The following is a 24,554-nucleotide window of genomic DNA, read 5'->3' as shown; positions in this document are numbered from 1 at the left end:
AACGTTCGCGGATGTCCGACTCCTCACGCGACACCGCGGCCGGCGCAGGCTGGGGCGACACCGAACGCGGCGCGTACACGCACCTGATGCCACAGTGACCACGACCAGGAGGGGGCTGGGCACCGGCCCGCGCACGACCGGCACCAGAAGCACGCCGAGCACGCCAAGCACGCCGGGCACCCCGAGACGGCGGCCGGCGAGGTTCTCCACGCGGCGGAGGAAGCCGAGACGAGCGTGGTGGACGACGGGGAGCGGCGCGGCAAGGACCGCGAGGGGGCCGACGCCCTGACCCCGAACGAGGACGCCCAGGACGACGTACAGCGGCGCGGCCGACGCGACTCCTGACCAACGCGATCGCCATCGCCACCGCCATCGGCATCGCCATCGCCATCGCCATCGCCATCGCCCAGAGAGGCTCCACGTGTTCGACAGCACCATGGCACTGCTGGTCCAGGGGTACGCGTGGCTGCCGGACCGCCGCCGTCGCAGCCGCGGCAGGCCGGTGCACACCCGCCTCATGGGCAAGGACACCGTGGCGCTCCACGGCCCCGAAGCGGTGCGCTTCTTCTACGACGAGAGCCACGTCCAACGCCAGGGCGCCCTGCCGGGCCCCCTTCTCGACACACTGTTCGGGCGCGGGGCCGTGCACACGCTCGACGGCCCGCAGCACCGGGTGCGCAAGGCCCTGTTCATGTCCCTGCTCAAGGACCGCGAGGGTCTCGCGTCACTGGCCGACCACCTCGGAGCCGAGTGGGGCCGCGCCCGCGAGCGGTGGGCCGGCGACGACGAGGTGGTGCTCTTCGACGAGGCGGGCCTGCTGCTCACCCGCGCGGTCTGCGCCTGGTCCGGCATCCCGCGTACCGAAGACAAGGCCCGTCGGACGGCGCGCGATCTCCTCGCGATGGTCGACGGCTTCGCTTCGCCAGGCCCCCGCCATCTGCGGGCCCGCCGTGCGCGCGCCCGTCAGGAGGCCTGGCTCGCCCGGCAGGTGGAGGCGGTCCGCAACGGCAGGGAGAAGGCCCCGGCCGGTTCCGTACTGGCGACCGCCGCCGCCCATGCCGACGCCGACGGGCAGCCGCTGGACGCGCACACCGCGGCGGTCGAGATCCTGAACGTGATCCGTCCGACGGTGGCGGTCACATGGTTCCTCACCTTCGCCGCGCACGCCCTGCACCGCCGGCCCGAGCACCGCGAACTCCTCGCCGGCGGTGACACGGCCCACGCCCGCGCCTTCGCCCACGAGGTGCGGCGCTTCTATCCCTTCGCGCCCTTCGTCGGCGGCCTGGCCACCACCGATCTGCGCTGGGACGGACAGGACATCCGCGCCGGGAGCATGGTCCTGCTCGACCTGTACGGGCAGAACCACGACCCCGGGCTCTGGCCCGAGCCGTACACCTTCGATCCCGGCCGTTTCCTCGGCCGTGAGCCCGGGCGCGACGAACTGGTGCCGCAGGGCGGCGGCGACCCCGCCGCCAACCACCGCTGCCCCGGCGAGGACGTCACCCTGACGGTCCTCGAAACCCTGATCCCCCGGCTCGCCGCGCTGCGGTACGACGTACCGGCGCAGGACCTCCGCATCCCGCTGCGGCGCATCCCCACAGCGCCACGCAGCGGCTTCGTCCTGAGGCCCCGGCGATAGCACGCGCCGACGCCGGACGTCCGATGCGAAGTACGCCCATGCACCTGTGTGTCAATGTGTCTATGTATCGATGTGTCCATGTGTCCATGTGTCGATGAGCAACGGACGGGAAGGCTCCCACCATGCGCCCTTCCCAGCGCCCCGGCCCCCGGCGCGACCTCGCCGAACGACTCCCGCACGGCGCGCAGCGCGACACCAGCCGTGACCTCGGATGCACGGAAGGCAGAATGCCGACGGGGGAGCAACTGCTCGCGGAGACGGAGCAGCTCAGGAAGGCGCTGGAGCGGCGGCCGATCGTCGACATGGCACGCGGGGTGCTGATGGCGGCCTGGTCGTGCACCGCCGAGGAGGCCTGGCAGATCCTGGTCCACGTGTCCCAGCACTCCAACATCAAGGTGCACGACGTGGCCAAGGCCCTCATCGCGACGACGCAGAACGAGCCGCTGCCCGCCCCCATCGAGGAGCACCTGCTCCAGGCACTGGCGCGCTGGCGATCGTCACGGGACGGCTGAACAACCGGCCGGCACCCGACATCGACGCACCCAGCAACCGGCTCACCTGCCCACTCACTCACTCACCACGCGACGTCCGAGGCCCGCGTGATCTCCGCGCCCATGTTCCGCCGCATCATGCTCAGCGCGGCATCCGCGAGTTCCGGATGAATGGCGGCCACGGCGTCCGCGGGTACGACGACATCGAGATGCCGGATGTGCGCGTCGAGCGCCGAATACAGCACGCACTGCTCGGTCACCTGCCCGGTCAGGACCACCCGGTCGACGCCGAGCTCGGCCAGCAAATACGTCAGCGGTGTCTCGTAGAAGATGGAGTGCCGGGCCTTCACGATGAACAAGGACTCCTCGTCCGGACGCACGGGCTCCACAAGAGCGGCATGCGGCGTCGCCAGGGCCTCTTCGAGCAGCTCACCGTGGTGGGAACGCCACTGGCCCCAGTTGTCGTTGGCGTAGATCACCGGAATGCCGGCCGCCCGGGCCCGCCGGAGCAACGACACGATCCCGGGCAGCGCCGCCTCCGCCGCGGGGAGCAGGAGCTCCGCGTCCTTGTGCTCGTAGGTATTGATCATGTCGATGACGATGAGCGCGGATCCGGTCATGCCACCACCATCCCCCGCCCGCGCCGCCCCAGCACATCCACCGGCCGACACCGGGCCGACCTAGGCCACTGCCTTGCGGCTCAGGCGCACTTAGCGACCGGTTCCAGGATCGCCACGCACTCCACATGGTGCGTCATCGAAAAGCTGTCGTCCTGAGCAGGTAATGGAAAAGACCAGGTCAGAGCCAGTTTCTCGGCTCGCCGTCCTGTACGTGAGTGCCCGGAGCGTCAAACGAGCGTCACGGTCGAAAACCTGTGGATGGTCTCGCGCCGTATCGGAAGAACTGCCGGCGGCGTCCGCCGGAGTCGCTGGGCAAGCTGCACGGTCCGATCCAGGGAGCCGTGGAGCTACCACTGCACATGGCTGGTCCGGGGTGACCTCGTACGACCTGGGCAAACCGCGCCAGCGCATGGGCCTGTACAACAACGTCCTGCACGACGGCCTTTACAAGGACGCCTTTCCCCGGCTCGCCTCCCATACCTGAACGGCCTCGTGACGGATATGCCGGAGCCGCACACGCGACTCCTCGTATGCCCTGATCCTCACCAGCAGGTACGCCGTGCAGGCGCACTCGCCCAGTGAACCGCCCCAGCCAAGATCCTGGTACATCCGATCGGTAAAGGCACCAACGAGATCGGTGGACCGGTCGTCGGCCAGGAGCGCGCACAACGAATCGGGGTCCAGCACGCGGAAGAACTCCACGACCGCAGAACCTCGACCTGCCCGACCGAGCGCAATCTCTTGCCTCAACGTCCCGGAATTACGCACTCGGTTCCCCCCTCCTGTATCGCACGCCGCCTCAACCGCTGCCGTGCCCACATGACGACGGACGCAGAAAGTCCGTCCTCCTCCGCCCTGTCGAGCAAAGCAGTGAGTTCCGCAATTGGGTCGTCGTCGATGCGCAACATGATCTCGCTCTGCGTAGCACCTCCCAGTCGGACCAGCTCACCATTGGGATTGACCCGCGTCTCCTCCAAGAAGGTCCTGCGATCGAGCAGACGTATCACCCTCGGGAACGCCTCCTCGGCCAGGACACGGGCCAGTTCCCGTCCACATATGTCCCGCGTCTTCGGTTCGGAAAAGGCCCACCGGGACCGGAACGGCATCTCGTCCTCGGGTTCGTGGGCGACCACGGCCGGCGGCACCACGGGGTAGGTCGCCAGTGCACCGCCGGCGTGAGGCTCGGACGGGACGACTTCCTGCCGCCTCAAGAACTCCCAGTGGGGCAGAGGAACGATCCAGAAGGTAACGTCGAAGACATACTTCTTCGGGTCGACCTTATGAGTGTCGAAGTGCATCAGCAGGTGATCGCCATTGGCGGCCGCCAGTCGGAAGACTCTGCCCTTCTTCGTGAAACCGACCGCCTTGGCGACCGGCACCACCTGCTGCTTGATGAGGATGTCCAGGGGATTCATGTCAATTACTCGCCTCTCTTTTCACTCATGCCGCCAGTTCGAGAAAACTGGCCGCGACGCCCGCGCTCACACTGCGGCCGTCGTTCCGCCCGGCCTCGATAGCGCCACCGCAGAATGTTCGTTGACTAACGGGAGGAAAAGACTGGAGACAAGGTTCAGTCGGCTGAGCGCGTCGAGGGTACCGGGGCCGCCGAGCACGCGCTGGAGCGGGTACGCGAGCACGGATGTACGGTCGGCGTCGACGAGGGTCATTGGCCCGCGCGCGCAGAGGCAGGAGGGCTACGGAAGCAGTCCGCGGTTGTCGAGGTGCAGGGCGCAATCCACCGGGTGGCCAGCCTCCAGGGCGGGGGCTTCCAGCGCAGGATGGGCCGGAAACCAGCCAGGATCCCTGCAGCGCCGCTCAGGCACGAAGCACTCGTCGGCTTTGACTTGGCATGCTTCGGCAGAACTCCCGGTGCAGTTGGAGGATGCCTTGCACCCGCGATACGGCGGGTGCAAGGTCCGCACCGGATCGGTCAGGAAGCGCACACGACTCTGATGTATACGCGCACCTTCTCAGCCCGCATATCTTGGATGTCGAGCATGACGGCGTTGTCGCAGTCGTCGATCCGATTGACGTACGTGCCGCTCTCCATCGACACGCCCGTAGGAAGTTCCTGCCATTCCCTATCCGTATCCGCAGGCTCGCCCTTCACCAGGTTCAAGTTCTCCTGTCCGGATTCGGTCAGGAAAGCATGAAGCCCTTTCTTGGACGTATCGAACTGCAACTCCCCTTCACTTCCCGACCAGCTCTCCTGATCGCAGTACCGTAGGACCTTCGCCGCAGCGGGAATGGCGAGGCCATAGATGCGCTGCATCTGCTCAAGGCTTCGCCCGTCGGCGCACCCGTTGTACATCCGCGGGTCGCCCTGCCCTCCAGCGTCGGTGCTCGGTGCCGCGTCAGCCGCACCGCACCCCCAGCAGGTCAGCGCGACGAGAGCCGGCAGAAAGACTCCGTAGCCCAGTTCGCGCCCGTTGAGCCGAATCTTCATTTCGCCTTGTCCCATCGGTTAGAAACCGTGCAGTGAGCTGGTACCGAGCATGTCGTACTCCTGCGCGTATCCATGCTCATGGAGATCCAGGAACTGACCCAGATCGATCGAAGCCCCGGTGTGCGGGACGGGCGCTTTCTTCCCTCTGTCGAAGTTCCAGTTCTTGAAGAGATTGACACGATAAGTGCTGGTGACGCGATCGTCTGCGCCGACCGTCACCGAGGCATTGATGCGGTACTTCACGTTACCGATTGCGTTCTTGGCGTCCAGGCCCTTGAAGGTTCCCGGTAGCCAACCACTGTCCGCGTTGAAGGTGCACGCCTTGCTTCCCTTGCAGCTACCTGCTGCTTCACGTCCCCAGCTGGTCATCTGGCGGGTGACGAGTCCGCGCATTCCCGCGTCACCCAACAGGTCGTCCACCGTGGCCGCGTCCAGGTCGTAGTCGTCCCCGCTGGCCCCGCGGTAATGCTTCCACAGATCACAGGACAGCTTCAGGCCGACAGCACACGCACCCTTCGTCAGGTCGTCGTACAGTGCGATCGATTGGGACATGGAGGGGCTGATGTAGTCCAACAGGCTCCACTCTGATTTGTACGGCGCACCCTTGTGCGGCGTCGCCGCTTTCGCACTTCCTGGCATGCTGAGCGTTCCGGTGACCGAACTGTTGCCCGACCCGCCGCTCGCGGTGCCTCCCGTGGGCTTGACGGCTTCGCCTGGTCGGCCGTTGCCAGGTGTGCCATTGGGGCGTGTCGGGCAGGCGATGCCCCATTGCGGACCGCAGGCCAGACCCATGCCGCTCGGGTCCGCCTGGGTGACGGGATTCTGTGCCGCGTAGCTGTAGCCGTTGAGGGTCTGTGGAATGTTGGTCTGCAGGAGCGGGTCAGCGCTGATGAACTGCCCGAGTTCGGCATCGTATTCGCGTGCGCCAACATGCGTGAGGCCGGTGTCGTTGTCGGTGGTCTTGCCGAGGAATCCCTTGTCGTCCGGCCAGCTTGCGGCGTTGCTGCCCCGTTCGGCCCCGAAGGGGGTCAGGTACCGCTTGGTCAGTTCGTGGGTGTCCGAGGTGATCGCCACCGTGTTGGTGTCGTGCTGGTCACCGGCGAGATAGGTGATCTTCGTTGCGCCTGACCGATTACTGCGCAGGGCGACGGTCTCGCCGCCGTGTGTGTAGTAGCGATTCGCCCACGCTGTGCCGCCCTTCACGTGCACCTCGGTGGTCCCCAAGTAGAGGACGGTCTCACCAGCGGTGGTGCGGCGGATGAGCAGGTTGCCGTCGGCTCCGTACAGATAGTCCGTGACGCGGGCGGCACTGCTCGGACTCTCGGTCAGGCGGGTGAGCCTGCCTTCGCTGTCCCAGTCGAGATTTTGCGTGGTGCTGCCGTCCGGGCGCTTGGTCGTGTTGCCGTCGGTGTCATACGCGTACTGGGCGGTGGCGCCGGTGCAGGTGCCGGTGGTCGTGGCCAGGAGGGTGTGGGGCCGGATGGCACCTTCCTGGTAGCAGTAGGAGGTGGTCGTTGTGCCGCTGGTGGCATGGGTTGTTTCGGTCGCCCGCTGACCTGCGTTGTTGTAGGTGTAACTCATCCAATAGGGCGCCGCGCCGCCCAGGTTGGTGACGGAGCGTCCGGTGTCGGCACAGTCCGGGGTGGTCGGTGTCCATGCCTCGGTCATGCGTTGGTAACCGTCGTAGGTGAAGCACTGGGTGTCGGCCTTGCCGGCACCCGCGAGGGTGGTGGCGTCGGAGATCCCAGTGACATTGCCGGCTTCGTCGTAGCTGTAGTGCAGGTTCAGCGCGTCGTACGCGTGGGTCTGTGCGCGGACCTGTGTCTGGAGGAGACGGTGGGTGCCGTCCTCGTAACCGTGCTGGACGTCGACCTTGCCCGTACCGGTGGCTTCTGAGACGCCGAACCGGCGGGTGGAGACCTGACCGAGATCGGTGTAAGTGGTGTTCAGCACGATGCCCTTGCCGCCGGCGGTGAGGGTGGTGGGCAGGCCGTGGGCGGAGTAGTCGTACTCGACGGTCTCCGCCGGGAGGCCGCCGGCTGCGGGTTCAGTGGTCTGTTCCAGGCTACCGTCGATCTTGTAGTGCGCGGTGAGGTCCAGGACGTTGGAGTCCAGGGCGCCCGAGGTGACCAGTTGCTCGTCGACGGGCAGGGTGAGTTTCGAACCGGTGGCGTTGTAGCGGCTGTCGTACTCGGTGACGGACTGCGTGTACGCCTTGCCACCGGTCCCCCCGACATATCGCGTGGACGTGGCAGCCTTGCCCTTGCCCAAGACAACGGTGTCGTAGGTCAAGTGGGTGAGTTTGTTGGCATCTGTTTTCTGTGCCGCAAGCACCGTGGAGTCGGCCAGATCGGCGTTGACCACTGACTTCCATGTATCGGTGACCCGGCCGAGTACGTCGTAGACGGAGATGACAGCCTGTCCGCCGGCAGACTTTACCCAGGCTTTCTGGTCGAGCGCTGTATACCCGGTGGTCGTGGTGCCCTTGTCCGGGTCCGTCGCGGAGATTTCGCGGCCGTATAGGTCGTAGGTGTACGACCAGTTCGCGCCGTCCGGTCCTGTGACTGTCTTCTGCTTGCCGGCGGGTGTGTAGGTGAAGCGGGTCCTGGCGAAGTCGGCTCCCACGCCGTTGCCGTAGTCGCTGTCGGAGGGCGATGTGCTCGCGTACTGACGGGTCTCGACCGTACGGCCGAGGGCGTCGGTGACGGTGCGACTGGCTGAGCCGCCGGTGACGGCGCTGGTGGCGGTGGAGTCACCGGTGTAGGTGGTGGTGGTCTGCCACTTCTGCACACCGCCGACCAGGAAGGTTGTAGTGGTCGGGCGTCCGGCGGAGTCGTAGCCGGTCTTGGTCAGGCTGGGCGCTTCACCGTACTCGGTCTGTGCGTATGTTCCGGATGGGCCGGCGGTGTCGAAGATGTCGGCGTATGCCTCGTAGGCCAGGCCCCGGCTGTCGTAGCGGGTGTCGGTGAGGATGCGGCCGCTGGTAGCACCGGGGGTCTGGGTCTGAAGGGCGCGCAGGAGCGAGTCGTAGATCGTGTAGGAGGTGGAGTACGTCTCGCCGTCGGCTTGCAGAGTGCCGGTGGAGGTCCAGGAAGGAGCGGTACTGGATAGGCCGTAGCCGAAGACGTAATTGGCGCTCTGGCCGCCTGCGTGACTGCGGTTGGGCAGCCATACCGATGTGGTGCGGCCGAGTGCGTCATAGGCGGTTTCCGTGATTCGGTTGTTGGGGTCGAAGGTCTTGGTGGTCTGGCCACGAGCCGGGTCGATGTAGGCGAAGGTGCTGTAGAGCTTGGCGTCCTTGGTCTGGGTTCGGGTGAGCGGGCCCGTGGTCGCGGGGGTGTAGGTGACGGTTGTCACGTTGCTTGCGGCATCCGTGGTGGTGGCGGGGCGGCCAAGGATGTCGTAGGTCATGCGGCTGACGGTCTGCCAGGACGTCGGCGCGCGCTCGCCACCGGTCGCGGGAGCCGGGTAGGCGGAGGCTCGACCGTTCCACGTCGGTTCGCCCTTGGTGGGCGTCTGGGCCGCGGTCCACGCGCCGGCGTCGGCCTTGTCATAAACGGTGGCCGTGTCGGTTACGACGTCACCAGCGCTCGCCGCGCTGGGGGGCAGAGACAGGTCTGTCTCGGCGACGGAGCAGGCTCGGCCCACCGTGCGGATACGTGAGGTGAGGGAGTTGATGCCGAGGCTGTCATTGCGGGCGTACCAGGTGCGGGTGCAGGTCTCGTCGCCGGTCTTGGCGGTGTCGCCTGTGTTCTCGGCTTTGACGGCCATGCCGTAGTCGTCGTACGTGGTGGCGGAGGCGGTGGAGCGCCAGGACCGGGTGGCCGTGAGATAGGTGTGGCCGGTGGTCTTGGCAGTGCGGACGTAGTACGCCTCGGTGTCGGCGTAGGACTTGTGCTGGGTGGCGGTCTGCTTGGACCAGGGGTCGCTGACGGTGGCGGCGAGGGGGGTCGAGCCGTTGTAGGTGATCTCCTGCCGGGGGAAACCGGCGAACTGCTCGCTGTCGGTCTGGTCGGGTACGTCCAGACCGGTGAGGTCCTTGCCGGGCACAGTCGCGGTCCGCCGGGTGTCCGGGTCCAGGGTGCCGTCGGCGGTCAGGACCCGGTCCCCGTTCATGCCCTGGAGGTAGACCGAGGTCTTCTTCGACAGACCTGAGCCAGAGCCCTGGGTGACGGTGACGGTGCGGTAGCCGCGCCAGATCGACCAGGTACGCTCATCGGCCGGGGTGAAGGGCGAGTCGTTGTAGTGCCAGGCCGGGGTCTCGTAGGCGTAGTGGCTCTCCATGGTCGCGCCGTGGCCGGTGAGGTCGCTGGTGACGACGTCCGTGACGCGGTACTTGTGGAACCAGTCGACGGAGGCTTCCTTGGCGCCGTTGATGTGCCAGTACTGCGGGTAGCAGGAGGAGGCGTTCTTGTCCTCGGCTGCGGGTACGGTGCTGCCGCGCACGCATTCCGGATCCGACAGGGTCACATCGGTGATGGAGCCGGACTCCGAGGTGACGGTACGGATGCGGGGTTTGGTGAGCGGCAGAATGTCGTCGCGGTCACCGTCCACTCGGTTGGACCGCATGTCGTAGGTGAAAGTGACCGGGTTCAGGCTGATCGCTGTGCCGTTCTTGCCGGTGCGCTGCACGCTCTTGAGTGTCAGGGTCTGATCGGTCGTGTCACCGATGTCCCCGCCATCGAGATACTCCTGCGTCAGTTTCCAGTTGTCCACCGCCGTGAACTTGCTGGTGCCGGCGGTCCAGACGGACGTGTCGATCTCCGTGAGCCGCTTGCGTGTGAAGAACGACGGACCGGTCGCGTCGCAGTCCTTGTCCAAGGCACAGACCGCGTCGAAGGGGACGTCGGGCCAGTTCGGTGCGGTGGAGTCCTTCAGCTCGGTGCAGTCGGAGGCGGTACAGCGCTCGGCATAGGTGAACTCCGCCTTGCCCGATGTCACTCCGGTGAACAGAGCGTCCGCGCGCTGTCCGTAGAGGATCTTTGTGAGGTAGCCGCCCCGGGTGTAGGAAGCAGTAGCGGTGTCAGCGCCGTTCTTGGCGTAGGAATTGGTCTCCTTCGTGTACCAGTACGACATGGCGTTGTCATGCAGGTCTTCGACATAGTCGAGGTTCCACCGCCACGCCTGGGTGACGGCCTGGTCTGCGAACGCGTCCCCCTGACTGTGGCCGGGCTCACCGGAATCGTCACCGAACACCGGCACGGTCCACACCGAATTGGTGCGCTGGGTGTCGGCGCCGGTCAGCTTGTTCAAACCGAAGACGTATCGGGTGCCGTCACCCGTGACGACGGTCCAGTGCTCGCCGTTGTCGTCGCCGTTTTCAGCGCCCGTGGACAGGGTCACCGTGGAAGCGTCGTCATCCTTCAGCCGCCACTTGCCCGTGGTGTCGTCCTTGACCAGTTCGGACGACCTGCCGTTCAGGACGAGGCTGGCATTGTCGAACTTCCAGCACAGGTCGAACTTGTCCTCTTGGCCATCCTCGTCGCACGATCCGTAGGTGCGCTCGACGTAGGAATCAGCACTGGAAGTGAACCCCTCGCCGAACTGGGTGGACTGGTTGTTCGTCGACGCGGTCTTTCCGTCGACCGATCCGGAGTCGTAGCCGAGGGAGAGATCAGGGGCCGGACCGGGCGCGGGCGGGACCTCAATGGGCTGGGACCAGGTGAACGTGCCTGACGAGCCGCCGGCCACCCAGGTGGACGCGGATGACAGTTGGGTGGCAGCGTAGGTTCCGGAACCGGACGCGGACTCTCCTGGTGTGGTCGCGGCAAGAGCCAGCACGGTAGGCGCGGCGGCCGACAGGGCGACAGGGCCGGTGACGGTCTGGCCGTTGATGTCGTTGACAGACGCCACCTCGGTGGTGGTGCGGCATTCGTCCTTCTCAGGGGTGGTCAGGGCACACTCCGGCATCCGGACCAGACCCAGACGTCCCGACCAGCCACCGCCGTACGCGGAGGCGAACCGGCTGTAGTCCACTGCGATGTCCGTGATGCCACTGTCATCGACGGTGTCGACGGACAGCAGGACCCCCTTGACGCCCGCGTCCATCGCAGCCTGATGTCCCAGTACCTTTACCCGCGCGGTTCCGTCGGCGGGTGACTTCGCTGTCTTGGGAGCGGCGACAGTGACGGGGAGCCCGCCGACCTCCGTCCGGTCCTTCCTTCCCGCAGGCGAGATGGGTATCCTGCCGCTGCCGCCTCGCGGCCAGGCGGCCTGCTGCTCAGCCTTGGCGTTGTCGGCCTGGGTCTTGTTCTTCTTCCTCCCGGTGGACACGACCGCTCGCTCCGCCTTGGCGCCGAGCCCGGTCACCTCCTCGGTAGGAGTGACCTGCCGTTCCCACAACGGCTTCAGGCCGTTCGAGCCGCCCGCAGCCTGCGCGACCGGTGTCAGACCACCGCCGGTCACCGCTACCGACAGCAACAAAATCAGCACATTTCTAGCGCGATCATGCCGATGGCTGCCACGTGGCATCCGTCTTCCGAACACGAACAACCCCCATCAGGGTCACGGGCCAACTGAGCATGGGTGAGCGGCCGTACGGCGCGGGCACCGCGCCGTACGAGCGGGAGAAGCGACAGCACGGCCCTGCGAACGGGTTGACCGGGCCTGTCGTCCCGCTGGATCAATCGATCAACCAGACACGTCGTCGTTCTCGTCGTCCTGCGCGACGCCTACCATGCCGCCAACCTGGTCACTGTTGGCGGCTGCACCGGCCCAGATCCTGACGTCCGTGATCCGGCCGGGCAGGTAATGGCCCCAGGCACCGTCGACGAAGCCCTTGCCGCCGGCGAATTCCCCGGAGCCGAGCACCGCGGTGTACGCGGTGTCCACACCGTTCTGGATCGAGGCGAGGTGCAGTCGGATCGTCCCTTCCTGGGCGTCGTACACCCCGGTCAGGCGTACCGCGCCGCCCTCCGCCGCCTCTTCGGAGTCGACCGCGGTGAAGGAACCGTCAGTGTTGAGGCGGCCGAAACGCCAGAACCCGATGGGCCGGGTCAGCAGATCGCCCGTCTCCTCGTCGACGTACTCCTCGGCACCGGTGCGTTGGTACCACAGGCCCCATGCCGAGCCGTCGGCCGTCCGCTGTCCGAGGACCTGGGCCGTGTAGCCGTTCGTCTCGTCCTTCAGGGCCGTCTGGTTGAGTTCGACCTCAGTGCTCACCGTGAACGACTCCCGGTCATCGACGACCGGCCCTGACGTCGTGACCGAGTCGTTCTTGCCGTCGAGCACGATCGCGCCGTCGGTGACGGTGGCACCGTCGTTCAGTTGCAGGGCGCGGCCGTAGCCGCTGACCGTGTCGGTGAGGGCGGCGGTGCCCGTGCTGCCCTGAGGTTGCCATGCCGCCACGAGCTCTACCGCGCGGGCGGTTCCGTCCGCGGTCAGCAGCTTGGCGACCTTGGCGACCTCGGCGTCCGGCAGCGCAGTCTGGTACGTGGCGACCTCGTCGATGCGGCCCTTCCAGTAGTTGTTGTACGTGCCGCTGGTGGTTCCTGCGCGGCCGACCTGGAATCCGCCGTCCACGACGGTCGGCATCCCGGCGTCCGGCACCGGTACGGGATCTCCTTGGCGTTGCCCGTTGACGAAGAGGCTCAGGGTGTGGGCGTCACCGTCGTAGACACCGGCCAGATGGGTCCAGGTCCTCGGGGTGATGCCCGGCGTGGCGTCCGCGTTGGCGCCGATGTACTTACGGGTGCCGTTCTCGTACCAGTGCATCAGGAACACCCAGCGGCCGACACCTGGCGAGTAGTACAGCGAGAATCCCTTGTTGTCGCTGCCGGTCTGGGACAGCACCGTACGGAAGGCCGTGTCGTCCGTCGGGTAGGCCCAGGCCGACACCGTGAATGAGGACTGCGAGTTGACCACGGGTCCCGTGGATTCGGCGTATCCGTTCTGGTTGGCGGTGTCCGCGGTGTCGTTCAGCCACAACGACCGTCCTCCCTCGCCGGTCCGGGAGAACGTCGACCAGCCCGCTCCGGCGGTACGCAGGGCGAGGTTGTGCCGACTTCCAGGTGCCGTTCCCTCGTCAACGGCAGCCGTCGTCCCGGACCCCGGGACACCGTCGTCGAAGTGCCACAACCCCGAGGGTCCCTCGCCCTCCGCGACGTTGAAACGGATCGCCGCGGTCTCTCCCGACTGCCCGGTCCCGACGCTGTCCACCGCCCGCACGTACAGGACCTGCACACCCGACAGCGCCGGCTTGACCGAGCGGGTCAGCGTGCTCGTCGCCGCCGCCTTCGTCCATGCCTTGTCGGTGGCCAGCTTGTACTCGAAGGCGACGACATTGGAATCGGCCGAGTTCTTGGTGAAGATGAACTGTCCCGCGACACCGGGGCCGCCCGTCGCCACGCCGCAGCCGTCACCGTCCTCGGGGCACACCGCGTACACCGCTCCCTTGGGGACAGTGACCGCCGGCGCCTTCGGACGGGTCGAGTCGACCGTGAAGTAGCACCAGCCCTTCGTCGTCACCGTGCTGTGGCTCTCGATCGCACTGTCACCGCTGTTGTAGTAGGAGCGGGTGAACACGGCCATACGGTAAGCGGTGTTCTGCGCCAGCGTGACCGGAGAATCCACGGTCACCGCGGCGTTGTCCCCCACATAACCGCTGGACGGGCGGATCGGCTCGGTCGCCACCGCCGTCCATCCATCGGCCGTCCTGCGCTGAACATAGAAGTGGGCCCGCAGACTCGCCCCGCTCTCACCCCCCGAGGCCGCCTGCACACGGGCACTGAACTTCGGCGTCGGATCGGATATCCACGCCGGATCGGCTGAGTTCGTCTCGCACGAGGACGCGACCGTCGGACTGGTCGGCACCGCGGGCAGGCCCACATAGGTGACGGCCAGGACGGCGTCGTTGCGGAACCTCTTCCACGCCGACGCGTCCGTCTCGTCCTTGGCCTTGAGCATCAGCGTCAGGCGCGAGAACTTGCCGTCCGCGAAATTCTTCACCGTCGGCGTGAGGTTCTCGTAGCTCTCATCAGGGTCGTCGTTGAACTCGATCGGCGCTGCCGGCGTGTCCGGGTCGCACGAGGAACCGCGGCCCGCGGAGACATTCCGGTCGCCCACCAGATCCAGATGAGCGGGACGCGACGCCCAAGTCGTCGACGAGGAGATGTTATTGGTCCGATACAGCTGAACCCATCTCGGGTCGCACTGGAACGCCCACGGCTCGGTCACCCGGAACGTGGCGTCCAGCACCCGCTTGCCCTTCAGGTTGGCCGGCGAGAACTCGAAGTACAGCCGCTGTGTATAGCCCGGACCGCAGTAATAGCCGCCCCAGGTAGCGCACTTGCCGACGCCCTTGCCCAGATCGTCTTCCCCATTGCCCCAGCCGTACGACTCGTAGCCGTCCGAGCGCAGCAGGGTCCGCCGCCTCGCCCCAGGTCACGGTGGGGTCGATGTAGAGCGGGAAGTGCTGCTCCGCCGTATCGGTCAGCAGGGCCGGGTCGGGCGTGACCGTGAGCGAGTCCTCATCCACGCTCACGTCCATCGGCTTCACCGTGTCACCAGCCATCGGTTCGGCGCCGGGCTCGCCGTCGTCTGCTCCCTCGCCCGGGTCCACCGCCGCGTCCCCCGCGCGCGCCGCCGACATGACCGCCCCCGGCCTGGTCGATCCGGAACCCGCCGAGTTCCACATCTGTGCCCTCGGCGCACGGAACACCCAGTTGCCGTCGGCGTCGACGGCGTTGTAACCGCCACTGTTGTTCTCGACGACGCTCAGTTCGGACGTCTGCAGGGAGTACTCGATCCGCTCCAGTTCGGGCTGCACGGCCGCTTCGGGAGTCCTCACGACCAGAACGTGCCGGAAACCTTGGACGGAGGCCGTCACCTTGAGGTCGACGTCCTTCAAAACGTCGCGGTACACAGCGCTCGTCCCGTCCAGTTCGGGTTTCGGCAATGTGTCGAGCCATCCCAGTGCCAGGGACTGGCCGCCCTTCTCGACGCGCGCCAGCGGACTGTCGTCCCCACCGCCGGAGAATTCCATGCTCACTGCGGCGGCTTTCGGTGCCACCGTCCCGTCCGTCCTGCGCACCAGGGTCGCGTCCGGTACCTGCCAACCCCCGTCTGACGTCGCCACCCGCACCGGGACGGCCGACTGTTCCAGCGTGAACGTCGCTCCGTCCGTGTTGGCGTACACGGTCGTGTCCTGCGACCGTTCGCCCAGCACCTCTACACGTTCACCCGTCTCACTGGCCTTCGCCAGAGCCTGCGCAGCCTCGCTCTGTGCAGAAACAAAAGCGTCGCCCTCGGCAGCGGCGGAAACACCGGCGTACGTCATCGGCGTGAATCCGAGCAGCAAGACAGTAGCCATCACAACCGTGAAAATGCCATCCGGCCACACGCGTCTTCGGAAACGCTCACGCACCGACCCCACCCCTCATCCCGTGTAAAGCAGCGTTAAGCCCCCTGGAGCAGCCATATACAACATCAACTTCTTGTCCATGACAAGAGTTTCCTGGTGGAGGGATGAAGACACTTGCGCAAGACGTTCACGGCCCCTTCTCGAAACCCTTCCCCAGGGAAATAAAAGTCCTTCCATGGGCAAACTTATGTCGAATATTCGATGAACAGAAAATGCCTTGCGGGAATTCGGCGCCGCCGGATATCAACACCCTGAGCCTCCTGGAGCGCGGACGGGTCGGAGGGGCGACGGGTGGTGGTCCCCGCGGCAGGCCGGTCGTATGAGGTATACACAGGGTGGCGGGCTGACCGCCCTCAGCCGGATGGCGCCTGAGCCCACAGGCACCTCCAGTCGAGATTCCGAACTCGCGGGCAGCGGATTCAGTCCGTTCAACCGAAGTTGCCCCTCCGATACCTCACGAGGAACACTTCCGCAGGTCAGGGCGCCACTGAGGTGGGGCGGGTGGGACTCGAACCCACGGCCAGCGGATCACGAGTCCTGGCGTGATCTTGCTAGATGGTTCCGGATCCTGCTTCGGTGTCCGGAACCACCTGGTCAGAACACATCTGCCGTGAGGCGCGATCCACCTCATGACGACTTGTGCTCCACCATCCGCTCACGCAGAAGAGACTGCTGACCAGCGCGTTCGCGTCTGCCGACGCCGCGCCCGTCACTGCGAAAAAAGTCACCGACCACGAACGGCAGAGCTTGATCACCTGAGGCAAGGATTCCCACTATGGGTAGCGCCGCTCGTCGACGTGCTGCACCTCGACCGTCCCTTGGGTTCGGTCCACCGTGAGCGCCGAGCACAGCCCCCAGTGCGCTTCGGGGACTACACGGTGAGCGAAGGCCCGCAAGCTGTCGCGCAGAAGCTCGCCCTCCTGATGCAAGCAGAAGCGTCGGGCGCCGGCACCAAGATCTGCACGCTGCACCCGGATTGGCTCGATGAGCAGATCCGCGACGAGGTCCCCGCACCTTCAAGGAGAAGGGGGACCCTGCACCTGATCCTGCCCCCTTTCCTCCGTGACGGCTCGACGGCGCTCCCACCTCTTCCTTTTTAAAGCCGCACGCTTACGGCAGTGCTCCCAAAGGGCAACCCACCACATGTAGCGGTCACGCGATTCCTTTGGAAGAATGGCGCGGGCAAAACTCAGCACAAAGAGCGGAAGAATGAGGAAGAATGCAGCCCACCACGGCATTTCAGCAAGAGCACTCTGCGGGAATTCAAACACGACGATGACTCTCTACGCGAAGGCGACTGGCGGACCCGTCCTTAAAATCTCCACTAAATGTGAATCTTGAGAACCGAATCGCCGAACGTCACGTCGTACACTCTCTTGGTTTTCGCGACTCTCGCTCCAGAAATACCGACCATAGGGTCCGTTAGCGCTGTCGCGACATCTTCTGGATAAGGAAGCCCTGTCCACTGGGCTTCCCATTCATCGCCTGCTCCCCAAAGCCTGCGCCGGGGATCCGAATCGTCATCGCGACCCCTGCCGTCACTACGTCGCAAGGGGTCCCAGTACCAGTTCCCCGTCGCCCACCGCCCCTTAGGGTCTGTCATCGACATCCGGGCAGCCATGCCAGCCAACAGGGTCTGGGCTGCACCACCCATAGGTGGAATGTCGGCAAGCTGGCGCTCTTCTACCGAGTCCAGTGGGTCCTCAAGCGTGCGAAAATCGAAGTGCGAACCTTCTCGCACCCCCTGCAGCTTTCCATCTAGTCGGCTCGTGACTACCAACGTTGCCCGTGTAGGGACATGCTCCAATGCATACGTCCGGTAATCGTGGATAGCCCGCAATCGCATTCCCGGAAACCTTGGGGTGCTGTCACCATGCGGCACCAGATACCTGGTGACATTATCCGGGGCATCACTGATGAATACCAGCTGATTCCAGCGGGGCGACACGGTAATCGTGTACCAGGTAAGGGTACTCAACAACCACTTCGCAGGAGGTGCACCGTCTTCACCACGGTTGAATAGACCGAGAGCTAGCAAAGCGTTCATCTTCCGCTGTCCCGGCGCGCAAGAATCCAGCCCATGGGTGCGATCATTCGAGATCCCGGCAAGCGCAGCTTCGTAAATCTCACCCGAATATGCCTTGCGTGTATGCGCAGCTCGCTTCTTTACAGAATTTGGCACGCCAATACCTCACTCGCCGCACCGGTCGGCGTTTGAGTTGGACGCCAAAAAATTCTGCCTGCTGCACTGCTATCGCAGAGTGAGTGCACATACACCCGTGAGACGACGGTTGTGGCCGGTGTCCATACGTCGGAACTCCTGAGCCTCTGCGCTCAGGTTAGACAAGTCAACGCCGTCAGGGTAGCAACCGCCGCGATGCTTCGCAGCCAACTCCTGGTTTTCCTTGCGGAGTTCTCGTGGATGAGTGATCCGCCGCATGGCTTGGCGTGTTCCTCGAACTGGAAGTCCCGGCACTGTTCAACCGCCGCAGCGGCGACATCTTCAGCGAGCGCGTGTGGCACTGGTTTGCCGACGGTGGGCAAGGGCGACAAGCCCTGGCAGTTCGGCGTCATCGGCCCCGGCATCGACGAGCCGGCCTCGAAGGTCGCCACAGTCATCCGCGCCTGGGACCGCGACTACCCCGACCGTGAGGCCACGTTCGAAACCCAGCCCTTCGACACCCTCCCCTCTGGTAGCCCGTTGTCCAGCACACCCTTGCCACCGAAGTACTGCTCCAGGATCGGCAGGCCGAATGCCAGCGTGCGGCCCCGGCGCACCACCAGGCGTGAGGCGATCAGCGCCTCAACCTCAGAGTCGCCCCCGACTTCCCCGGTCGGAACGGGGCCGTCGGCCTCGATATCTAGACGTGCCAGGTGTGCCAGGCCGATACGGACCCCGCTGATATCGGCACCGGGCCGGCGTAGCACTCGTTCCGCGAGGTTTTCCAAGAAGTCGATACTTGAGGATGGCACTTCACGGCTCTCGCGGAACGACAGCGCCGCGATGATGACGAACAGGGGCAGGTTCAACGCCTCATGTACTGCCGCAGATCCGACGGGGGCGTGGACGTGCTGCCCGCAGATGCGCTGCGCGAGCGACGCGGCCTCCTCCTCGCTCAAGAGCGGGTAGGCCATCCGCTCGCTGTCCCGGGCACCGGGCAGGCCGGGCCGAGCGGTCGCCACGACACGGGAGCCGGGCCAATCCGCCGTTAGGGAGCGCGCTTCAGTGAGCAAGGCAGCCGCACGTGCGAGGGACACCGCGTCGAGTCCGTCCAGGATCAGACGGACACCGAGTTTGTCGGGGGCGCCGACGGGCGCGGAGGTCTCTAGGACTGCTGATGACAGCGCACCGTGAATGGACCACGCGTCCAGGTACGCCGGGAGGGGAGCGTCGGTTCGCCCGTAACGCCCACACCACCCATAACGCGCACGCGCAAAACCGCAGGTCAGGCGCCCTTTGCCACCGGTTCAAGGATCGCCACGCACTCCACATGATGCGTCATCGGAAACAGATCGAACGCCCGCAGCGTCCGCACCCGGTATCCGCCCTCCTTGAAGTACGCCAGGTCCCGGGCCAGCGCCGCCGGGTCGCAGGCCACGTATGCGATCTTGCGGGCGCCCAGTGTCGTCAGTTGCTGGACCGTCTTCTTGCCGGCGCCGGAGCGCGGGGGGTCCAGGACGATGAGGTTGACCTCGGTGATGCCGGTGCGCGGCAGGACCGCCTCGACCTTGCCCTGTTCGATGCGGACGCGGTCGAACGCGGCGAGGTTGTGCCGGGCGTCCTCCACCGCGCGCTTGCCGGACTCGATGCCGAGCACCGCGCCCTTGTCGCCGATGCGGTCGGCGAGCGCGCCGGCGAAGAGGCCGACGCCGCAGTACAGGTCGAGCGCCATGTCGCCCTTGCGCGGCAGCAGGCCCTGCATGACGGCCTTGACCAGGGTGTCGGCCGCCTGCGGGTGGACCTGCCAGAAGCCGCCGCTGCCGACCCGGTGCGTACGGCCGTCGGCGCGCTCGCGGACGAAGGCGCGGCCGTGCACCCGGTGGATGCCGCCGTCGTGCTCGTCGACGCGCATCACGGAGGCGGGCTTGTCGAGTTCTACGAGGGGCAGCCGGGCGCCGGGCTTCGGTTCGAGGATGACCATGCGGTCCTGCGAACCCGTCGCGGCGATCGCGTCGACGGACTCCATGCCGGACCAGTCGTGCTTCTCGATGCCCAGCTCGGAGATCCCGGGGGCGGCGATCATGCAGTGCTCGATCGGCTCGACCTCGTGCGAACGGTGGCGGCGCAGACCGGCGTTGCCGTCCTCGTCGACCGCGTACTGCACGCGCGTACGCCAGGCGGGCACCTCGCCGGGCGGGAGCTTGTCGCCCTCGGCCGGCATGACCGTGCCGTCCCAGCCGGCCTCCTCCGGAGTGAGGCCCGCGAGCCGCTGGAGCTGCTCGGCGACGACCTCGCCCTTGAGCCGCCGCTGCGCCCCCGGCTTGGCGTGCTGCCAGTCGCAGCCACCGCAGCGCCCGGGTCCCGCGTAGGGGCACGGGGCCGCCACCCGGTCCTTGGAGGCTTCCCGGATCTCGACCGCGTCCGCGCGCAGGAACCGCGAGTCCTCCTCGCCGTCCGTCACCCGCGCGAGCACCCGCTCGCCGGGCAGCGCGTGCCGTACGAAGAGGACCTGGCCGGCGTCGGTGCGGGCGACGCAGTGCCCGCCGTGCGCGACGGGACCGACCTCGACCTCGTACTCCTGCCCCACGAGGGACCCCGCCGGCGTTTTCTTCGGTTCTGCCTGCATTACGGGGTGACTCCAGATGCGAGTGGGAACGGACTGCCAGAACTGACGGCCGGGGCTACCGAGGCGGCCGGTACTGCCGACGGCGGCCGAAACCGCCAGGCAGCCGGAAAAGCCGGAGCAGCCGGAGCGGCCGGACAACAGCCCACCAGTCTACGTGGACGCCACCCGACCGCTCACCACGAGCACACCGGCCCCGGCCACCCAGGCCCTCCCGGGTCCTCCCGAGTCCTCAGCGCTTGGGCCCCGACGGCCCCGACGGCTCCTTCGGCCGGTGCTCCGCCGGACCGCGCCGCACCGAACCGGGAGCGGTCCACTCCGAGCGCCTGCGGGCCCGCTTCTTGGCCGCCTCGGAGGACTCCAGCTGGTACGGCACGGATGTCACCATCACGCCCGGCGTGAACAGCAGCCTGCCCTTGAGCCGCAGCGCGCTCTGGTTGTGCAGCAGGTGCTCGTACCAGTGGCCGACCACGTACTCGGGGATGATCACCGACACCACGTCGCGCGGGGACTCTCGGCGCAGCCCCTTCACGTACTCGATGACCGGCCGGGTGATCTCGCGGTACGGCGAGTCGAGGATCTTCAGCGGCACGGTGAAGCCGCGCCGCTCCCACTCGTCGCGCAGAGCCTTCGTCTCGGCCGGGTCGACGTTGACGCTGAGCGCCTCCAGGGTGTCGGAGCGCATCAGCTTGGCGTAGCCGAGGGCCCGCAGCGCCGGCCGGTGGATCTTGGAGATCAGCACGACGGAGTGCACGCGCGAGGGGCGCAGGGTGTCGTCGGACGGGCCCTCGGGCGCGGCGATCTCCTCGGCCACCCGGTCGTAGTGCTTCCGGATCGCGGACATCGTCGCGTAGAAGATGACCATGCCGAGCAGGGCGACCCAGGCGCCGTGCGTGAACTTGGTGCCGAGGACGACGACCAGGACCAGGCCGGTGAAGAAGGCGCCGAACGCGTTGATGGCGCGGGAGCGGACCATGTGGCGGCGCTTGGCCTGGTCCTTCTCGGTGGCCAGGTGGCGGTTCCAGTGCCGGACCATGCCGGTCTGGCTCAGTGTGAAGGACACGAACACGCCGACGATGTAGAGCTGGATGAGGCGGGTCGAGTCGGCGCCGTAGATCCAGATCAGCAGGATGGCCGCCCCGGCCAGCAGCACGATGCCGTTCGAGAAGGCGAGCCGGTCGCCGCGGGTGTGCAGCTGACGCGGCAGGTAGCGGTCCTGCGCGAGGATCGAGCCGAGCAGCGGGAAGCCGTTGTACGCGGTGTTCGCGGCCAGGAAGAGCACGAGCGCGGTGGCCGCGGCGAGCACGATGAACAGGAAGCTGCCGCTGCCGAACACGGCCTCGGCGACCTGGGAGATCACCGGGTTCTGGACGTAGTCGGAGCCGACCGCGACCCCGTTCTCCAGCAGGTCGTGCGCCGGGCGCTCGGCCATGCGGACGTTGGTCGCCATGGCGAGGGCGATGATGCCGCAGAACATGGTGACGGCCAGCAGGCCCATCGCTGCGAGGGTGGTCGCCGCGTTCTTGGACTTGGGCTTGCGGAAGGCCGGGACGCCGTTGCTGATCGCCTCGACGCCGGTGAGCGCCGCACAGCCGGAGGAGAAGGCGCGCAGCAGCAGGAAGACGAGCGCGAAGCCCGCGAGGCCCTGGTGTTCGGCCTTGATCGTGAAGTCGGCGGTCGGTGCCTTCATGGTGTCGCCGAGGACGATCGAGCGGAACGCACCCCACGCGATCATCAGGAAGACACCGGTCACGAAGACGTACGTCGGGATCGCGAAGAGCTTGCCCGACTCCTTGACCCCGCGCAGGTTCATCAGCGTGAGCAGCACGATCACGGCGATCGCGCACAGGACCTTGTGCTCGACGACGAACGGGATCGCCGAGCCGAGGTTCTCGATGCCGGAGGCGATCGACACGGCGACGGTGAGTACGTAGTCGACGAGCAGCGCGCTGGCGACGGTGAGGCCGGCCTTGGGACCGAGGTTGGTGTTGGCCACCTCGTAGTCGCCGCCGCCGCTGGGGTAGGCGTGCACGTTCTGCCGGTAGGAGGCCACGACGGTGAACATCAGCACGACGACCGCGACGGCGATCCAGGGGCTGAAGTGATAGGCCGACACGCCCGCGATGGACAGGACGAGCAGCACTTCTCCCGGCGCGTACGCCACGGAGGAGAGCGGGTCGGAAGCGAAAACGGGGAGTGCGATGCGCTTCGGCAGGAGAGTTTCTCCCAGCCGGTCACTGCGCAGTGCGCGCCCGATCAGGATCCGTTTGGGCACGTCGGTCAGTTTGGACACGGTGAGGATCGTAAGCGCTCGAACACGGCCTCGCCCACCCTCCCCCGCCCGCCGGGACGCCTGATCGGTGGGATCTGTGACCGGGATCTGCTCTACGAGTGAAATCAGGTGTGTGCTCGCTTATGTAATCCCTGGCCAGAGGAATCTCCGTGCCTATATGAAAAAAGCCAAAACTTTGCCCCCCTTTGCCAATTCATGGAGGTTCCATGCTCGCCACCGCGCACCTCACGGGCGCCACCGCCGAGCTCATCGGCGCCGCGGCCGGACTGGTCGGCCTGTGCGTCCTGGCCCTCGTCAGCGTGCGCAGCATCAGCCGCCGCTGACGGCCCCCGGCGCCGGCGGCCCGATCGTCCTCACGATGCCGGGCCGATCGTCATCACGGTGTGAGACCGATCGTCGTCACGGTGTGGGGCCAATGTGCACGGGGGTGCCGCCGACGGACCGCGCGTGTGTAGCTTGGGCGTCGGTCTGAGACCCTGTTTCAGCCTGAGCAGTAACTTTTCACACCGGAAGGACGGTCGTGCACATCGTCATCATGGGCTGCGGCAGAGTGGGTTCCGCTCTCGCCCAGACCCTGGAGCAACAGGGGCACACGGTCGCCGTGATCGACCAGGACCCCACCGCCTTCCGACGACTGGGCTCCGGTTTCGGCGGCCGTCGTGTGACCGGCGTCGGTTTCGACCAGGACACCCTGCGCGAGGCGGGCATCGAGGAGGCGGGCGCGTTCGCCGCCGTCTCCAGCGGCGACAATTCGAACATCATCGCCGCCCGGGTGGCCCGCGAGATGTTCGGCATCGAGAACGTGGCCGCGCGTATCTACGACCCGCGCCGCGCCGAGGTCTACCAGCGCTTGGGCATCCCCACCGTCGCCACCGTCCGCTGGACGGCCGACCAGATGCTGCGCCGGCTGCTGCCGTCGGGCGCCGAGCCGCTGTGGCGTGACCCCACCGGCGGAGTGCAGCTCGCCGAGGTGCACGCGTCGACCGCGTGGGTGGGCCAGCGGATCAGCCGGCTCCAGGAGGACACCGGCGTACGCGTGGCCTTCCTCACCCGCCTGGGTGAGGCGGTGCTCCCCACCTCGCAGACGGTTCTGCAGGAGGGCGACCTCGTGCACGTGATGATGCGCACGGACGACATCGAGAAGGTCGAGGCGTCGTTCGCCGAGGGCCCCGAAGAGGAGAGCGGTCACTGATGAGGGTCGCCATTGCCGGTGCCGGCGCCGTGGGCCGCTCGATCGCGGGCGAGCTCCTGGAGAACGGGCACGAGATCCTGCTGATCGACAAGGCGCCGACCGCCATCTCGGTCGAGCGCGTCCCGATGGCGGAGTGGCTGCTCGCCGACGCCTGCGAGATCACGTCCCTGGACGAGGCGGCGCTCCAGCGCTGCAACGTGGTGATCGCGGCCACGGGTGACGACAAGGTCAACCTCGTCGTCTCCCTGCTCGCGAAGACCGAGTACGGGGTCCCGCGGGTCGTCGCCCGCGTCAACAACCCCAAGAACGAGTGGCTGTTCAACGAGTCGTGGGGCGTGGACGTCGCCGTCTCGACGCCCCGTCTGATGTCGGCCCTGGTCGAGGAGGCGGTGAGCGTCGGCGACCTGGTCCGGCTGCTCCGCTTCAGCCACGGCGACGCCAACCTCGTCGAGCTGACCCTGCCCCCGGAGTCCGCGCTGGCCGGCACCCAGGTCGGCGATGTGGCCTGGCCCGAGGACACCTCGCTGGTCACCATCATCCGCGGCACCCGGGTCCTCACCCCGACCCGCGAGGACTCCCTGGAAGCGGGCGACGAACTCCTCTTCGTGGCGGCCCAGGCCCGCGAGGAACAACTGGAGGACCTGCTGTCGGTACGCCGCGAGGGCACGGGGGACTGACGAGCAGCGGCACCAGCAGATACGAGTAGGGGGCGCCCGGAGAAATCCGGGC

General features: G+C 66.7%; 15 protein-coding genes. 5 read left to right on the top strand and 10 right to left on the bottom strand.

Features of this window, described 5'->3' with window-relative positions; all coding sequences use genetic code 11:
* The first annotated feature begins 421 nt into the window (after nucleotides 1–421).
* Both ACFWGJ_RS22800 and ACFWGJ_RS22795 read left to right on the top strand, forming a co-directional pair.
* Nucleotides 422–1,639, top strand: coding sequence for a cytochrome P450 (locus tag ACFWGJ_RS22800; protein WP_387327382.1), 1,218 nt, complete (start codon nucleotides 422–424; stop codon nucleotides 1,637–1,639).
* A 122-nt stretch (nucleotides 1,640–1,761) separates the two neighbouring features.
* A complete protein-coding gene (locus tag ACFWGJ_RS22795) occupies nucleotides 1,762–2,151 on the top strand; it encodes an ANTAR domain-containing protein (RefSeq protein WP_387327379.1) in 390 nt (129 codons plus the stop codon).
* Between the two features lie 62 nt (nucleotides 2,152–2,213).
* Here ACFWGJ_RS22795 and ACFWGJ_RS22790 read toward each other — a convergent pair whose 3' ends face one another.
* From ACFWGJ_RS22790 to ACFWGJ_RS22765, 6 genes are all read right to left on the bottom strand, one after another.
* Nucleotides 2,214–2,750 carry an isochorismatase family cysteine hydrolase gene (locus ACFWGJ_RS22790; RefSeq protein ID WP_387327377.1) on the bottom strand — a complete coding sequence of 179 codons (537 nt, stop codon included), beginning with the start codon at nucleotides 2,748–2,750 and terminating at the stop codon, nucleotides 2,214–2,216.
* Between the two features lie 746 nt (nucleotides 2,751–3,496).
* A complete protein-coding gene (locus ACFWGJ_RS22785; RefSeq protein WP_387327374.1) occupies nucleotides 3,497–4,165 on the bottom strand; it encodes a hypothetical protein in 669 nt (222 codons plus the stop codon).
* Between the two features lie 515 nt (nucleotides 4,166–4,680).
* Nucleotides 4,681–5,196, bottom strand: coding sequence for a hypothetical protein (locus tag ACFWGJ_RS22780; RefSeq protein ID WP_387327372.1), 516 nt, complete (start codon nucleotides 5,194–5,196; stop codon nucleotides 4,681–4,683).
* 18 nt (nucleotides 5,197–5,214) lie between these two features.
* Nucleotides 5,215–11,628, bottom strand: a complete 6,414-nt coding sequence (locus ACFWGJ_RS22775) for an RHS repeat domain-containing protein (RefSeq protein WP_387327369.1) — start codon at nucleotides 11,626–11,628, stop codon at nucleotides 5,215–5,217.
* Nucleotides 11,629–11,826: 198 nt separating this feature from the next.
* Entirely contained in the window at nucleotides 11,827–14,259 is a 2,433-nt protein-coding gene (locus tag ACFWGJ_RS22770; protein ID WP_387327366.1) for a LamG-like jellyroll fold domain-containing protein, read from the bottom strand.
* Between the two features lie 49 nt (nucleotides 14,260–14,308).
* Nucleotides 14,309–15,559: a hypothetical protein gene (locus ACFWGJ_RS22765; protein WP_387327363.1), complete on the bottom strand. Its 1,251-nt coding sequence runs from the start codon at nucleotides 15,557–15,559 to the stop codon at nucleotides 14,309–14,311.
* 875 nt (nucleotides 15,560–16,434) lie between these two features.
* On the opposite strand from ACFWGJ_RS22765, the gene ACFWGJ_RS22760 reads away from it, so the two are divergent.
* Nucleotides 16,435–16,656, top strand: coding sequence for a hypothetical protein (locus ACFWGJ_RS22760; protein ID WP_387327360.1), 222 nt, complete (start codon nucleotides 16,435–16,437; stop codon nucleotides 16,654–16,656).
* Nucleotides 16,657–16,880: 224 nt separating this feature from the next.
* Here ACFWGJ_RS22760 and ACFWGJ_RS22755 read toward each other — a convergent pair whose 3' ends face one another.
* The 4 genes from ACFWGJ_RS22755 to ACFWGJ_RS22740 form a co-directional block, all read right to left on the bottom strand.
* The gene (locus tag ACFWGJ_RS22755) at nucleotides 16,881–17,738 is read right to left on the bottom strand and encodes a hypothetical protein (protein ID WP_387327357.1); all 858 of its coding nucleotides are present in this window, start codon (nucleotides 17,736–17,738) and stop codon (nucleotides 16,881–16,883) included.
* Between the two features lie 455 nt (nucleotides 17,739–18,193).
* Complete coding sequence (locus tag ACFWGJ_RS22750; RefSeq protein WP_387327354.1) at nucleotides 18,194–18,691, bottom strand: hypothetical protein; 498 nt, start codon at nucleotides 18,689–18,691, stop codon at nucleotides 18,194–18,196.
* Between the two features lie 311 nt (nucleotides 18,692–19,002).
* Nucleotides 19,003–20,343: a class I SAM-dependent RNA methyltransferase gene (locus tag ACFWGJ_RS22745; protein WP_387327351.1), complete on the bottom strand. Its 1,341-nt coding sequence runs from the start codon at nucleotides 20,341–20,343 to the stop codon at nucleotides 19,003–19,005.
* Nucleotides 20,344–20,572: 229 nt separating this feature from the next.
* Nucleotides 20,573–22,633 (bottom strand): APC family permease, encoded by a 2,061-nt coding sequence (locus tag ACFWGJ_RS22740; RefSeq protein ID WP_387327348.1) that lies wholly within the window; start codon nucleotides 22,631–22,633, stop codon nucleotides 20,573–20,575.
* Between the two features lie 520 nt (nucleotides 22,634–23,153).
* On the opposite strand from ACFWGJ_RS22740, the gene ACFWGJ_RS22735 reads away from it, so the two are divergent.
* Together ACFWGJ_RS22735 and ACFWGJ_RS22730 are read left to right on the top strand one after the other, a co-directional pair.
* Nucleotides 23,154–23,825, top strand: coding sequence for a potassium channel family protein (locus ACFWGJ_RS22735; protein ID WP_387327345.1), 672 nt, complete (start codon nucleotides 23,154–23,156; stop codon nucleotides 23,823–23,825).
* Nucleotides 23,825–24,502, top strand: coding sequence for a potassium channel family protein (locus ACFWGJ_RS22730; protein WP_387327342.1), 678 nt, complete (start codon nucleotides 23,825–23,827; stop codon nucleotides 24,500–24,502). Before ACFWGJ_RS22735 ends, ACFWGJ_RS22730 begins: the two co-directional genes overlap by 1 nt.
* Nucleotides 24,503–24,554 lie beyond the last annotated feature (52 nt).

Origin of the sequence: Streptomyces sp. NPDC060205 (assembly GCF_042728395.1) — a bacterium.
Taxonomy (GTDB): Bacteria; Actinomycetota; Actinomycetes; order Streptomycetales; family Streptomycetaceae; genus Streptomyces.
This window is presented reverse-complemented; position numbering and strand designations above follow the sequence as displayed.

What these genes read in the sequence shown, in the direction of transcription:
- ACFWGJ_RS22790 (WP_387327377.1), bottom strand. Translation starts at nt 2,750, where the DNA reads ATGACCGGATCCGCGCTCATCGTCATCGACATGATCAATACCTACGAG.
- ACFWGJ_RS22730 (WP_387327342.1), top strand. Translation starts at nt 23,825, where the DNA reads ATGAGGGTCGCCATTGCCGGTGCCGGCGCCGTGGGCCGCTCGATCGCG.
- ACFWGJ_RS22785 (WP_387327374.1), bottom strand. Translation starts at nt 4,165, where the DNA reads ATGAATCCCCTGGACATCCTCATCAAGCAGCAGGTGGTGCCGGTCGCC.
- ACFWGJ_RS22795 (WP_387327379.1), top strand. Translation starts at nt 1,762, where the DNA reads ATGCGCCCTTCCCAGCGCCCCGGCCCCCGGCGCGACCTCGCCGAACGA.
- ACFWGJ_RS22745 (WP_387327351.1), bottom strand. Translation starts at nt 20,343, where the DNA reads ATGCAGGCAGAACCGAAGAAAACGCCGGCGGGGTCCCTCGTGGGGCAG.
- ACFWGJ_RS22780 (WP_387327372.1), bottom strand. Translation starts at nt 5,196, where the DNA reads ATGAAGATTCGGCTCAACGGGCGCGAACTGGGCTACGGAGTCTTTCTG.
- ACFWGJ_RS22750 (WP_387327354.1), bottom strand. Translation starts at nt 18,691, where the DNA reads ATGGCCTACCCGCTCTTGAGCGAGGAGGAGGCCGCGTCGCTCGCGCAG.